We start from the raw sequence: 13,375 nt of genomic DNA, 5'->3' as shown, positions 1-13,375 counted from the left end.
AATCGTGTTGCTTGCGCCGGGCGCGGCGGACCGCGCCCGGGGCGTGGTCAGTCGGCCGTGATGCCCGCCTTGCGGATCACGCCGTTCCAGGTCGTGGTCTCGCTGCGCACGAACTGGCCGAAGGCTTCGGGCGTGCCGGGCAGGATGGTCACGCCCAGTTGCGCGAGCTGCTTGCGCACGTCGGCGTCGGCCAGCGCGGTGTTGGCCGCGGCGTTGAGTTCATGCACGATGGCCGCCGGCGTCCTGGCCGGCGCCACCAGCCCCCACCACACCGAGGCGGTGAAGCCCGGCAGGCCCTCTTCGCGCGAGGTCGGCACGTCCGGCAGCAGCGGCGTGCGCTGGTCGCTCGCCACCGCGATGGCGCGCAGCGTGCCGGCGCGGATATGCGTGATGACTTCGAGCGGATTGATCGGCATGAAGGAGATGCGCTCGCCGAGCAGGTCGGTGATGGCCGGCGCGCCGCCCTTGTAGGGCACGTGCAGCACGTCGATGCGGGCCGCTTCCTTGAACAGCTCGCCGGCGAGATGGCCGGAGCTGCCGTTGCCGGCCGAGGCGTAGCTGAGCTTGCCGGGCTGGGACCTGGCCTGGGCCACCAGGCCCTTGAGCGAGGCGATGCCGGACTTGGCCGGCACCACCAGCACCAGCGAGGCCTGCCCGATGCGCGCCACCGGCGTGAAGTCGCGCGCCGGGTCGAACGGCAGCTTGGCGAACAGCGCGGCGTTGGTGGCCAGGCTGTTGGAGGCCATCATGATGGTGTAGCCGTCCGGCTGGGCCTTGGCCACCATGTCCAGACCGATATTGGTGCTGGCGCCGGGGCGGTTGTCGACGATGACCGGCTGCTTGAGCAGCACGCTCATCTTCTGGCCGACCGAGCGCGCGACGATGTCCACCGCGCCGCCCGCCGCGTAGGGCACCACCAGCCGGATGGGCCTGGCGGGATAGGTTTCGGCGGCGGCGGCACTGGTGGCGACGGCGCCCAGCGACAGCGCGGTGGCCAGCAAGCCGGCGAGGTAGGATCGACGCAGCATTCTTGTCTCCTGTGGGTCGGTTGAAATCGTTTGCACGCATTCTGGGCACCCGTTGTGATAGTGTCCAATACGTTTTCAAGCCGCTTGTTATTCTGGGACGATATAACTAACCCACCTATGGACTTCCGCCAACTCCGCTATTTCGTCGCCGTGGCCGAAGCGCTGAGCTTCAGCGAGACCGCGCGCAAGCTACACATCAGCCAGCCGCCGCTGAGCACCCAGATCAAGGCGCTGGAGGACGAATTGGGCAGCCCCCTGCTCGACCGCTCGCGCCACCACGTGGCGCTCACGCCCGCCGGCACGCTGTTCCTGGACAAGGCGCGCGCGGCGCTGGGCAACCTGGAGCAGGCGCGCGAGGTGGTCAAGCAGGTGGCCGCCGGCGAGGCCGGCGAGATCCGCGTGGCCTTCACCGCTTCCGTGCCGATGCAGGACGCCTTCCCGCGCGCGGTGCAGCGCTTCCGCCTCGGCCATCCGCGCGCCACGCTGGAGCTGGTGCACATGTCCACCGGGCAGCAGTTGCAGGGGCTGGAGAAGGGCGAGATCGACGTCGGCTTCCTGCGTCCGTCGCCGCAGTTCTACCCGCCGCCCAGCATCACCGTGCACGAGGTGCTGGCGGACCGGCTGGTCGCCGTGCTGCCCGCCGCGCACGCGGCGGCGCAGCCGCAGGCGGCGAACGAGGCGGCAGACGAGGCGGCCGGGCTGGACCTCGGCACACTGTCCGCCCAGCCCTTCCTGCTGTTTCCGCGCGGGCTGGGCTGCGGGCTGTTCGACCACGTGACCACGCTGTGCAACCGCGCCGGCTTCGCGCCGCGCATCGCGCAGGAGGCGCGCGAGGCCACCACCATCATCGGCCTGGTGGCCAGCGGCGCCGGAGTCTCGGTGCTGCCGGAGATCTACGCGCGCACCGGCATCCCGGGCGTGGCGTACCGCGCGCTGGCCGGCCCGGACGCGGGCAGCCGGGTGCTGGTGGCGCACCGCGCGGGCGCGCTGTCGCCGATCATGCGCCGGTTCCTGGCATTCTTCGACGTGGGCGCCTGACCCCGGCGCGCGCCGGGCGCTGCCACGATCCTGTCAACGATGTGGCATAGAATACACATGGCGCGTCCGCGCGCGATCCCATCCATCTCGCAACGCCTGTAAGGCAGGAGACCCCCTCGCATGACTGTATTCCAAGGGACCGGCGCCCTTTTCACCCTCATCGCCATCTTCGGCGTCATCAACTACCGCTTCATCAAGCTGCCCGACACGCTGGGCATCACCGCCGTCGGGCTGGTGACTTGCCTGAGCGTCTCCGTGCTCGGCTTCAATCATCCCGAAATGGTCGCCCAGGCCCGCAAGCTGGTGGCCCAGATCGATTTCTCCGACGTGGTCTTCCACGGCCTGCTCAGCCTGCTGCTGTTCGCCGGCGCGCTCCACGTCGACCTCTCGCGCATGCGCCGCCAGCGCCGCGCGGTGCTGCTGCTGGCCACCGTGGGCGTGGTGATCTCCACCGCCGCCGTGGGCGCCGGCTTCTATTACGTGGCGCAGTGGCTCGGCCACCCCATCAGCCTGCTGTGGTGCCTGGTGTTCGGCGCCCTGATCTCCCCCACCGACCCGATCGCCGTGCTGAGCGTGCTCAAGAGCGCGGGCGCGCCGGAAAGCCTGGAAACCAAGATCGCCGGCGAGTCGCTGTTCAACGACGGCACCGCGGTGGTGGCCTTCCTCACGCTGGTGGGCCTGGCCACCGGCGCCACCGAATTCTCCGCCGCGCACGTGGCCACGGCGCTGGTGCGCGAAGTGCTGGGCGCGCTGGTGCTGGGCGCGGCGCTCGGCTACGGCGCCTCGCTGCTGCTGCGCGGCATCGAGAGCTATCCGGTGGAGATCCTCATCACGCTGGCGCTGGCCACCGGCGGCTACAGCCTGGCCGAGCTGGTGCACGTGTCCGCGCCGCTGGCGGTGGTCATCATGGGGCTGGTGATCGGCAACCACGGCGCCGCCACCTCGATGTCGGAGAAGACGCGCGAGCACCTGTTCAACTTCTGGGGCCTGTTCGACGAGCTGCTCAACCTGGTGCTGTTCGGCCTGATCGGGCTGGAGATCATCGCGCTGTCGCTGCACCTGCATATCGTCTGGCTGGGACTGGCAGCGATTCCCGTGGTGCTGATCGCGCGCGCCATCAGCGTGGCGATTCCGCTGCTGGCGCTGCAGAACTTCCGCCGGCTCAACCCGCACTCGGCCACCATCATGACCTGGGGCGGGCTGCGCGGCGGCATCTCGATCGCGCTGGCGCTGTCGCTGCCCGAGTTCCACGGGCGCGAGATGCTGATCGGCGTGACCTACCTGGTGGTGGTGTTCAGCCTGCTGATCCAGGCCACCACGCTGGGCAAGCTGGTCAAGCACCTGAATGCGCGCAACGGGTTGAATGCGCCGCGGTAGCGGGGGAATGCGGGGGCGGGCGGGGCGCGGCGGCTTTGCTTCCTAGCGCCGCCGGCCCTCTCCCCCGTCCCCGCTCCCGCAAGCGGGAGAGGGGAGAAAACCCCGTTGATATTCGGGGCGTCGGGCGGCTTACTGCCGGCCCTGGTAGATCTTGTCGAACTCGCCGCCGTCGGCGAAGTGCCGGCTTTGCGCCTGCGCCCAGCTGCCGAACACGTCATTGACGGTAAACAGCGTGATCGGGCGGAACTGCGCCGCGTGCGCCTTGAGCACCGCCGGCGCGCGCGGCCGGTAGAACTGGCTGGCGATCACCTCCTGGCCGGCGTCGGACCACAGGTACTGCAGGTAGGCCGTGGCCACCTTGCGCGTGCCGCGCTTGTCCACCACCTTGTCGACCACCGCCACCGGCGCCTCGGCGATGATCGACTGGCTCGGGTAGACCACCTCGAAGCTGTCGCCGAGTTCCTTGCGGATCTGGTGCACCTCGCTCTCGAAGGTGGCCAGCACGTCGCCGAGCTGGCGCTGCGTGAAGCTGGTGGTGGCGCCGCGCCCGCCGGTGTCGAGCACCGGCACGTTGCGGAACAGCCGCGTCACCGCCTCGCGCGCCTGCGCTTCGCCGCCGCCCTTGCGGATGGCCGCGCCCCACGCCGCGAGGTAGGTGTAGCGGCCGTTGCCCGAGGTCTTGGGATTGGGCACGATCACCTGCACGCCGGCGCGACCGAGGTCGTCCCAGTCGAGGATGCGCTTGGGATTGCCCTTGCGCACCAGGAACACGATGGTGGAGTAGTACGGCGCGGCGTTGTCGGGCAGGCGCTTCTTCCAGTCCGGCGCCACCACGCCGCGCTGCACCAGGATGTCGATGTCGGTCTCCTGGTTCATCGTCACCACGTCCGCGTCCAGCCCGTCCGCCACCGAGCGCGCCTGCTTGCTCGAGCCGCCGTGCGACTGGTTGACCACCACGGTCTCGCCGGTGGCCTGTTTCCAGCTGGCGATGAAGCCGGGGTTGATGTCGCGGTACAGCTCGCGGGTGACGTCGTAGCCGGCGTTGAGAATGGCCGTGTCGGCCTGCGCGGCAAGCGGGGAAAGCGCGGCGGCCGCCAGCAGGCTGGCGGCGAGAAGGCGAGGCAGGATCGTTGGCATGGCGGGCGGACGAGTGGAAGGATCCACCATTCTCCACAGCGGCGGGCCGCGGTGAAACGAAGCATTCCGCATGTCGATAGCCGCCCGGGACGGGAGGGCCGCCGGCCCTCCCCGCCCCGCTCACGCCACCTTGGGGAAATCCACCACCGTGTCGTTGACGCGGTTGAACATGTTGGTGAACAGGATCGCGCTCACCGCCTGGATGCTCTCGACGATCTGGCGGTCGGTGTAGCCGGCGGCGCGCACGGCGTCCACGGCGCCCGCGGGCAGCGTGCCGCTGGTCTTGACCAGGGTCAGCGCGAAGCGGACCAGCGCGTCGATCTTGCCGTCCTCGGCATAGGCGCCGGCGCGCAGCTCGCGGGTCTGCTCGGCGCTGTAGCCGGCCATCTTGCCGGTCAGGGTGTGCGCGGCCACGCAATAGTCACAGGCCGAGGCTTCGCTGACGGCGAGGTTGATGGCCTCCACTTCGCGCGCGCTCAGCGTGGAATTCTTCTGCAGCAGCGCGCCGGTCTGCAGCACGTTGGCCAGCACGGCCGGCGCGTTGCTGCCGATGGTCAGGTAGGCATTGGGAACCTTGCCGACGGCCTTCTTGATGGCGGCGAACAGTTCGGCGGTCTGGCCGGTGGCTTCGGCGGCGCCGATGGTGTGAAGACGGGACATGATGGACTCCTTTGCGGGTTGGTTGATGGACCGCGCGGCATTTGTGCGCGCTGCATCCATGACCCGAAGTCTAGGCGCCGAAACTGTCCTTTACCGCATATAATCGTCGCATTATCTTGCCTTATCGTCTCAACCGAACCCGATCATGGACAGTCTGACGGAACTGGTCCGCATGCTCGCGCCCGCCGGCACCGTGGACCTGCACTGCCACTTCGCCGGCATCTGGCGCGTGGAGAACGCGGCCGCGCCGCCGGGGCACCTGCCGTACCACATCATCCTGGGCGGGCAGGCGCACGCGCAGGTGGGCGGCGAGGCGCTGCAGCTGGATGCCGGCGACGTGCTGCTGTTCCCGCACGGCAACGCGCACACGCTGCGCAGCCTGCGCGCCGGTGCCGGTGCCGGTGCCGATGCTGCCGCCACGGCCGCGCCGCAGGCCCGCTTCAACGGCCTGCTGACCGAGCTGTCGATCCCCGGCGACGACACGGGGCTCGACATGCTGTGCGGCACCTTCGTGCTGGGCCTGCCGGGCACCATGCTGCTGCGCCACCTGCCGCCGGTGCTGCGCATCGCCACCGCGCAGCGCGCCGACTGCGCGTGGCTGGCGGCCCTGATCGGCATGATGCGCAACGAGGCGCAGGCGCCCGAGCCGGGCGCGGCGGCGGTGATCGGGCAGTTGTCGACGGCGCTGCTGACCTTGCTGCTGCGCGCGCTGATCGCGCAGGGCGGCGCGAGCCACAGCCTGCTGGCCCTGATGGCGGACGCGCGCCTGGCGCGCGCCGTGGACGCGGTGCTCGCGGCGCCGGCCGAGCCGTGGTCGGTGGCGTCGCTGGCGCAGGTGTGCAACGTGTCGCGCGCCACCTTCGCGCGGCGCTTCGCGCAGCTCAGCGGCGAGACGCCGCTGCAGTTCGTCACCACCTTGCGCATGGAAATGGCGGCGCGCCTGCTGACGCTGGACCGCGAATCGGCGGCCAGCATCGGCGAGCAATGCGGCTATGCCTCGGAGGCGGCCTTCGGACGCGCGTTCAAGGCATATTTCGGCGTGGGGCCGGGCGCGTTCCGGCTGGCCGCGCGCGAGCGGCGCGCGGCCGCCGCCGCGCAGGCCGCGGCGGCCGGCTAGGCGGTCTTCAGCCGGCGGCGCGGCGGGCCTGCTGGGCCTCGTAGACCTGCAGATGCGCGTAGGCGGTGCGCACCAGCGGCACCGCGTGCCCGAGGCGCCCGGCGCGGTCGGCCATGTCGCCGACGATGTCGCGCGCCTCCAGGCGCGGCGCGCCCTGGGCGATGTCGCGCATCATCGAGGCGGCCCAGGCCGAGCCGGCGTCCAGCAGCCGCTCGTGCATCGCCTTGCCCACCGGCTCGGGCAGCGCGTGGCCCGACAGGCGCGCGACCGCGGCGCATTCGTCCATCGCCTGCCGCATCAGCGCGCGGCCGTCGTCGGTGCGCACGATCTCGCCCACGGTGCCGCGCATCAGGCAGGTCATCAGCGCGCCGGAGGCGATCATCACCCACTTGTTCCACAGCGCCTGGTCCACGTCCGCCGACAGCTCGCGCGTGCCGGGCGTGGCGGCCGCCAGTTCGTGGAACGCGCGCGCCAGCGGCTGCGCCGCCTCGGCGCGCGCGCCGACCACAAGGCGGTCGCCGGGGCCCTGGTGGATCACGGTGCCGGACGCATCCAGCGTGGTGGCGATGTAGGAGACGCCGCCCAGCACGCGCGCGCGGCCGTAGCGCGCGTCCAGCGTCTCGTAGGCGCGCAGGCCGTTGACCAGCGGCAGGATGGCCGCGGCCTTGCCGCCATCGCCGCCCCCGCCGTCCAGCGCCGGATCGAGCGCCTGCATGGCGCTGTCGAGGTCATAGGTCTTGCAGGCCAGCAGCACGAGGTCGTAGCCGGGCCGCACCCCGGCGGCCTGCACCGTCTTCACCGGGGTGCGGATGTCGCCCAGCTCGCTGCGCACCACGAGGCCGTCGCGGGCCAGGATTTCGGCGCGCCGCGGCCGCACCAGGAATGTGACATCCGCGCCCGCCTGCATCAGCCGGCCGCCGTAGTAGCCGCCCATCGCGCCCGCGCCCAGGACCAGAATTTTCATGACGTCTCCCGCCTCGATGAAATAAGTGAAACCAGCAAAATGCACGGCAGGCCGGGCGGGCGCCGCGCCTGTCCGCCGCGGCGCCTGCTAGGCCTGCCCTGCCACATCGTCCGGCGCCGGCCCGGCGCCCGACAAGAACCCTTGCGCGGCGGCAAGCCGCCTGCGCGTGCCCTCCGCCGCCGCCGGCCCGGGCGCCAGCGTGTACCGCGCGAAATCGAGGCGCTCGCCGGTGCCGGCATCCACCAGCACCGGCTCGGCCACCTTGCCAGTGGCCTTGTCGACCACTTCCACGCTCGCCCCTTCCGGCGCGAAATGCTTGTTGCCCCAGGTCAGCATGGCCAGCAGCACCGGCAGGAAATCGCGTCCCACCGGGGTCAGCACGTATTCGTAGCGCGGCGGCTTCTCCGAGTACTGGCACCGCGCCAGCAACCCCTCCTCCACCAGCGCGGTGAGCCGGCGCGTGAGCATGTTGGGGGCGATGTCCAGGTTCTTCTGGAAGTCGTCGAAGCGGCGCGTGCCGTAGAACGCCTCGCGCATCAGCAGCATGCTCCACCACTCGCCGACCCGTTCCAGCCCGCGGGCGATGGGGCATTGCATGTTCCTGAAGGTCTTTCTCTGCATGGTCGGCGGCTCCGTTCGGCATCACGATACTTTCACCATGATAGCCAAACCGCCGGCCACGCCCGCTCATGCCGCCTTCCTGTCTCCTTCATGTCGCCTTCATGTCGCCTGCCGGCCGCGCGCCGGGCCGCGGCGGCACGCGGCAGTACATGTTGTCGGCGCGGGCACAGGCCAGGCTGCTGTCCGGTGGCGCCTCGGTGGCGGCGCCGGCCGCCCCCGCGGTCAGCAGCGCCGCGCCGGCCAGCGCGGCCAGATGGCGAACGAGCATGGTTGTCCTCCACGGCGGCAAGGCCGGCCCGGGTTCAGTGCGCATCGGCCGAGGGCGCCTTCGGTGGCGCCACCTTGCGCATCAGCGGCACCATCGCGGTGGCGATGACGAAGCAGGCCATGATGGCGACGAAGACGTCGCCGAAGCTCTGCGTCTGCGCCTCGCGGTAGGCCAGCGTCCACAGTTGCCTGACGGCGGCCGACTGCGCGCCGGCCGGGTCGAAGCCCCAGGCGGCCATGCTGCTGCCGGCCGACTGCAGCAGCGCGGCCATTGCCTCGTTGCCGGCGTTGAGATGCTCGGCCAGCCGCAGGAAATGCAGGTTGGTGCGGTCGTTGAGGATGGTGGCGCACACCGCGATGCCGATCGCGCCGCCCAGGTTGCGCATCAGGTTGAACAGCCCCGAGGCCAGCTTGAGCCGCTCCGGCGGCAGCGCGCCCAGCGTCAGCGTGACCACCGGCGCCACCGCGAACTGCTGCGCCATGCCGCGGAAAGCCTGCGGCAGCATCAGCTGCTCGGCGCCCCAGTCGCTGGTGATCGGCGCGAATTGCCACATCGAGAACGCGAAGCAGGCCAGCCCGACCATCAGCAGCCAGCGCAGGTCCACGCGGTTGGCGAAGAAGGCGTAGACCGGAATCGACATGACCTGGAAGACGCCGGTGGAGAACACCGCCAGCCCGATCTGCAGCGCGCTGAAGCCGCGCACGTGGCCGAGGAACAGCGGCGTGAGGTAGATGGTGGCGAAGATGCCCACGCCGGCGATGAACGAGAAGAAGCAGCCGAGCGCGAAGTTGCGGTCCTTGAGCGCGCGCAGGTCCACCACCGGGTTGGCGTAGGTCAGGCTGCGCCACACGAAACCGACGCTGGCCAGCGCGGCGATCCAGGCCGTGGCGCGGATGGTGTCGTCGCCGAACCAGTCCCAGCGCGGGCCTTCTTCCAGCGTGTATTCGAGGCAGCCGAGGAACAGCGCCATCAGCGTCATGCCGAGGTAGTCGGCGCCACGCACCAGCGACCAGTTGGGCCGGTCCACGCGCACGTACATCGGCACCGCGACCATGACGAAGATGCCCGGCACCAGGTTGATGAAGAACAGCCAGTGCCACGAGAAGTGGTCCGTGATCCAGCCGCCCACGGTGGGCCCGAGCGTGGGCGCCAGCGAGGCCAGCCCGCCGATGGTGGCCGCGGCGATCACGCGCTGCTTGCCGCCGAAGAACATGAACGCGGTGGTGAACACCAGCGGGATCATCGAGCCGCCCAGGAAGCCCTGCATGGCGCGGAAGGCGATCATGCTCTGGATGTTCCAGGCGATGCCGCACAGCAGGCTGGTCAGCGTGAAGCCCGCCGCCGACGCCGCGAACAGCCAGCGCGTGGACATCACGCGCGCGAGCCAGCCCGACAGCGGGATCACGATGATCTCCGCGATCAGGTAGCTGGTCTGCACCCACACGGTCTCGTCGGTGCCGGCCGAGAGGCCGCCGCCGATGTCGCGCAGCGAGGCCGAGACGATCTGGATGTCGAGCAGCGCGATGAACATGCCCACGCACATGGTGGCGAAGGCGAACACCTTGGCGCCGGTGGTCATCGACGCCGGCGAGAAGTCCGGCAAACCCGCGGGCGGGCGGACCGGCGCGGGCTGCCCGGCAGCGGTGCCGGATTGTGCGCCGGATTGCGTGCCGGATTGCGCGCCCGCCAGCGCGGCGCCGCTCATTGCCGCACCTGCGCGTCGGCGCGGGCGTCGATCTCGGCCACCACGGACAGGCCCGGGCGCAGCTGCGCGAGCCTGGCGTCGTTCTCGTCGAGCATGATGCGCACCGGCACGCGCTGCACGATCTTGGTGAAGTTGCCGGTGGCGTTCTCGGGCGGCAGCACGCTGAACTGCGCGCCGGTGGCCGGCGCCAGGCTGGTCACGCGGCCGCGGAAGACCTGGCCGGGCAGCACGTCGGCCTCCACCGTGGCGCGCATGCCGGGCCGCAGGCGCGCGAGCTGGCCTTCCTTGAAGTTGGCGTCGACCCACAGCCCGTGCGTGGGCACCAGCGACAGCAACTGCGTGCCGCTGGCGGCGTAGGCGCCCACGCGCGCGCGCCGGTTGCCGACGATGCCGTCGATGGGCGCGCGCAGCTCGGTGTAGCCGACATTCAGGCGCGCGATGTCGCGCTCGGCGATGGCCTGCGCCAGCGCGGCCTGGGCCTGCAGCTTCTGCGTGGCGATCACGTCGATCTGGCGCTGCGCGGCCAGCAGGCTGGCCTGCGCGCGCTGCGTGTTGGCCAGCGACTGCTTGTAGTCGGCATCGGCCTTCTGCGAGCTTTGCACCGACACCGCCGACTTGGCCGCCAGGCTCTGGTAGCGGGCCTGGTCGTCGCGGGCGCGCACGGTATCGGCATCCACCGCCGTCACCGCGGCGCGGGCCTGGCCGATCACGGCATCCTGCAGCGCGCGCGTGGCGTCCAGGTTGACCAGCAGCGCCTGCTGCGCGGCCACCGCACCTTCGGCCTTGGCCAGCGCGGCGCGGTAGTCGCGGTCGTCGATGCGGGCCAGCAGGTCGCCGGCACGCACCTGCTGGTTGTCCGTCACCAGCACCTCGGCCAGGTAGCCGGCCACCTTGGGCGCGACCACCGTGACCTCGCCGCCGACATACGCATCGTCCGTGCTTTCCTGGAAGCGGCCGTGGGTCCACCAGTGCTGGCCGTAGAGCGCCAGGCCGACGCCGGCGGCGACCAGCGCGCCGGCCAGCACGAGGCGCTTGCGGCTGACGCGGGGTTTCGCCGCGGGGATGGGATCGGAGCCGGCCCGGTCGGCGGCGATTTCACTAGTCATGACGCTTCCTCTTCAATGCGGATTCAGGCGGCGCCCGCGGTCAGCGGGTCGCCAGGGATGGGGGCGCCGCTGGCGGCGTTGGCGCGCGCGCCGTCCGACCTCGCCAGGCGGGCGCGCATGCGCTCGCTGGCGGCCGGCCCGGCCGCGACGAAATGGTCGGCTTCGGTGATCGGCCGCCCGGTGGCGGCATCGACCAGCACCGGCGTGACGGTGGCGCCGGTATGGCGGTCCACCAGCACCACGCGCTCGCCCTCGGGCGCGTAGTGCCGGTTGCCCCACGCCAGCAGCGCCAGCATCACGGGCCGGAAATCGCGGCCGCGCGGGGTCAGCAGGTATTCGGAGCGCGGCGGCTTGTCGCAATACTGGCGGCGCTCCAGCAGCCCTTCGCCGACCAGCATCTCGAGCCGGCGCGACAGCATGTTGGGCGCGATGCCGAGCTGCTTCTGGAAGTCGTCGAAGCGGCGCGTGCCGTAGAACGCCTCGCGCAGGATCAGGACGCTCCACGACTCTCCCACCCGCGCCAGGCTGCGGGCGATGGGGCACGGGGCTGTGTCGAGCGGCGTTTTCCGCATGTTCCCTACCTCCGAAAATCATGTTGCTATCAATATGAAAGTTAGTATAGAGTTGTCAATATCATCATGCAAGTAACTTGTTGAACGATTTTCGCGAGGCGGCGACGACGCCGCTTCCCGGACTTCCGCAAAAGGAGATGGACAATGGATCGGACCCCGCCCCGCATCGGGCGCAAGCCAGACCGGAAACCGGCACGCACGGGCGCCATTCGCCATGCCGCGCGCGCGGCAGGCGCGCTCGCCGCCCTCGGGCTGGCGGCCTGCGCCGCGGTCGGGCCCGACTACCGGCAGCCCGCGCTGGAGACGGCCGCCGCCTACCCGCATGCCGAGGTGCTGGCCGCGCGCGCCGCAACGCTGCCCGCGCCGCCGCTCGACAACTGGTGGACCGGCTTCGACGATCCCGCGCTGACCCGCATCGTGCGGCGCGCGCTGGACCAGAACCTGGACCTGGCCGCGTCGCTGGCGCGCGTGCAGCAGGCCCGCGCGGCGGCCGCCGAAGCCGGCGCGCAGCTGCTGCCGCAGGGCAGCCTGTCGGCGCAGGCGGTCAAGGAGCGCCAGTCGCTGGGCAGCCCGATCGGCCGCATCGCCAGCCAGTTCCCCGGCTACAACCGCAATCCCGCGCTCTATGACGTGGGCGCCGGCGCGAGCTGGGAGATCGACCTGTTCGGCGGCCTGCGGCGCGGCGCCGAGGCGGCCGACGCCGAAGCCCAGGCCGCGCAGGCCGAGCAGCTCGGCGTGCGCGTGTCGGTGGCGGCCGAAGCCGCCGACGCCTATTTCCGCGTGCGCGGCGCGCAGCAGCGCATCGCCATCGCGCAGGAACAGGTGCAGACCAACGCCCGCCTGCTCGACCTCGTGAAGCTGCGCCTCGACGACGGCCTGTCGTCCAGCCGCGAAGTCGCGCAGGCCGAGGCGCTGGTGGCGCAGGCGCGCGTCACCATCCCGCCGCTGCGCATCGAGCTGCAGACCCAGTTGAACCGGCTCGACGTGCTGATGGGTGCGCAGCCCGGCACCTACGCCGCCGAACTGGCCCGGCCGGCGGCCAAGCCCAGCCTCGCCGTGCCCGCCATCTCCGTGGCCCAGGGCCCGGCCGACCTGCTGCGCCGCCGCCCCGATGTGATCGCCGCCGAGCGCCGGCTGGCCGCCAGCAACGCGCGCATCGGCGCGGCCACCGCCGAGTACTACCCCAAGCTGTCGCTGTCCGCGCTGCTCGGCTTCGAGAGCTTCAGCACCGGCAAGTTGTTCTCGGCCGGCTCGTTCCAGCCGGTCGGCGTGGCCGGCCTGCGCTGGCGCCTGTTCGACTTTGGCCGGGTCGATGCCGAAGTCGCGCAGGCGCGCGGCGCCAATGCCGAGGCGCTGGCCAACTACCGCAAGGCCATGCTGCGCGCCACCGAGGACGTGGAGAACGCCGTCGTCACCCTCACCGAGCTCGAAGCGCAGGGCAAGGAGCTGAACACCGAGATCGACGCCCACGAACGCGCGCGCGGCGCCTCCGAGGACGCCTACAAGGGCGGCGCCGTGAGCCTGTTCGAAGTGCTGGACGAAGAGCGCCAGCTGCTGGCCGCGCGCGACCAGCAGGCGCGCGTGCATGCCGACAACGCGCGCGCGGCGGTGGCGACGTTCCGGGCGCTGGGAGGCGGCTGGTAAGCCCGCCGGGCCGCCACGCCGGGCTGGCGGCCCGCACCATCGGCGTGCACGCGGCCCGGCGCGCGGCGCCGCCGGCGCCCAACTGGTGCACGTCCGCATGACGCCGATGCCATTTTTGCGTACAAAACCTGTGCGCGC

At 71.2% G+C, this 13,375-nt stretch carries 13 protein-coding genes; 4 read left to right on the top strand and 9 right to left on the bottom strand.

The genetic code is table 11. The annotated features are described in order from the left end of the window. Positions 1-47: 47 nt before the first annotated feature. Positions 48-1,028: a tripartite tricarboxylate transporter substrate binding protein gene (locus KF708C_RS08115; RefSeq protein WP_059411423.1), complete on the bottom strand. Its 981-nt coding sequence runs from the start codon at positions 1,026-1,028 to the stop codon at positions 48-50. A 117-nt stretch (positions 1,029-1,145) separates the two neighbouring features. On the opposite strand from KF708C_RS08115, the gene KF708C_RS08110 reads away from it, so the two are divergent. Continuing rightward, positions 1,146-2,066 carry a LysR family transcriptional regulator gene (locus tag KF708C_RS08110; RefSeq protein ID WP_059411422.1) on the top strand — a complete coding sequence of 307 codons (921 nt, stop codon included), beginning with the start codon at positions 1,146-1,148 and terminating at the stop codon, positions 2,064-2,066. 120 nt (positions 2,067-2,186) lie between these two features. Next, positions 2,187-3,443 (top strand): cation:proton antiporter, encoded by a 1,257-nt coding sequence (locus tag KF708C_RS08105; protein WP_059411421.1) that lies wholly within the window; start codon positions 2,187-2,189, stop codon positions 3,441-3,443. A 129-nt stretch (positions 3,444-3,572) separates the two neighbouring features. Here the strand turns inward: KF708C_RS08105 and KF708C_RS08100 are convergent, their stop codons facing one another. Beyond that, positions 3,573-4,580: a sulfate ABC transporter substrate-binding protein gene (locus tag KF708C_RS08100; protein ID WP_020203250.1), complete on the bottom strand. Its 1,008-nt coding sequence runs from the start codon at positions 4,578-4,580 to the stop codon at positions 3,573-3,575. Positions 4,581-4,700: 120 nt separating this feature from the next. After that, positions 4,701-5,240, bottom strand: coding sequence for a carboxymuconolactone decarboxylase family protein (locus tag KF708C_RS08095; protein WP_197090328.1), 540 nt, complete (start codon positions 5,238-5,240; stop codon positions 4,701-4,703). A 145-nt stretch (positions 5,241-5,385) separates the two neighbouring features. On the opposite strand from KF708C_RS08095, the gene KF708C_RS08090 reads away from it, so the two are divergent. Then, entirely contained in the window at positions 5,386-6,357 is a 972-nt protein-coding gene (locus tag KF708C_RS08090; protein WP_059411420.1) for an AraC family transcriptional regulator, read from the top strand. Between the two features lie 7 nt (positions 6,358-6,364). Here the strand turns inward: KF708C_RS08090 and KF708C_RS08085 are convergent, their stop codons facing one another. From KF708C_RS08085 to KF708C_RS08060, 6 genes are all read right to left on the bottom strand, one after another. Next, complete coding sequence (locus KF708C_RS08085) at positions 6,365-7,321, bottom strand: 2-dehydropantoate 2-reductase (protein ID WP_059411419.1); 957 nt, start codon at positions 7,319-7,321, stop codon at positions 6,365-6,367. A gap of 87 nt (positions 7,322-7,408) precedes the next feature. Then, the gene (locus KF708C_RS08080; RefSeq protein WP_059411418.1) at positions 7,409-7,942 is read right to left on the bottom strand and encodes a winged helix-turn-helix transcriptional regulator; all 534 of its coding nucleotides are present in this window, start codon (positions 7,940-7,942) and stop codon (positions 7,409-7,411) included. A gap of 88 nt (positions 7,943-8,030) precedes the next feature. Further along, positions 8,031-8,210: a hypothetical protein gene (locus KF708C_RS08075; RefSeq protein WP_059411417.1), complete on the bottom strand. Its 180-nt coding sequence runs from the start codon at positions 8,208-8,210 to the stop codon at positions 8,031-8,033. A gap of 34 nt (positions 8,211-8,244) precedes the next feature. After that, positions 8,245-9,789, bottom strand: coding sequence for a DHA2 family efflux MFS transporter permease subunit (locus tag KF708C_RS08070; RefSeq protein ID WP_059411842.1), 1,545 nt, complete (start codon positions 9,787-9,789; stop codon positions 8,245-8,247). 122 nt (positions 9,790-9,911) lie between these two features. After that, complete coding sequence (locus KF708C_RS08065) at positions 9,912-11,021, bottom strand: HlyD family secretion protein (protein WP_059411416.1); 1,110 nt, start codon at positions 11,019-11,021, stop codon at positions 9,912-9,914. Positions 11,022-11,044: 23 nt separating this feature from the next. After that, positions 11,045-11,593, bottom strand: a complete 549-nt coding sequence (locus KF708C_RS08060) for a winged helix-turn-helix transcriptional regulator (RefSeq protein ID WP_029043669.1) — start codon at positions 11,591-11,593, stop codon at positions 11,045-11,047. Positions 11,594-11,737: 144 nt separating this feature from the next. On the opposite strand from KF708C_RS08060, the gene KF708C_RS08055 reads away from it, so the two are divergent. Continuing rightward, complete coding sequence (locus tag KF708C_RS08055; protein ID WP_231586400.1) at positions 11,738-13,237, top strand: efflux transporter outer membrane subunit; 1,500 nt, start codon at positions 11,738-11,740, stop codon at positions 13,235-13,237. Positions 13,238-13,375: the final 138 nt, after the last annotated feature.

The organism is Cupriavidus basilensis (assembly GCF_000876015.1).
Lineage (GTDB): Bacteria > Pseudomonadota > Gammaproteobacteria > Burkholderiales > Burkholderiaceae > Cupriavidus > Cupriavidus basilensis_B.
Note: the sequence above shows the minus strand (reverse complement) of the source record. Positions and strands in the feature narration are given on the sequence as shown.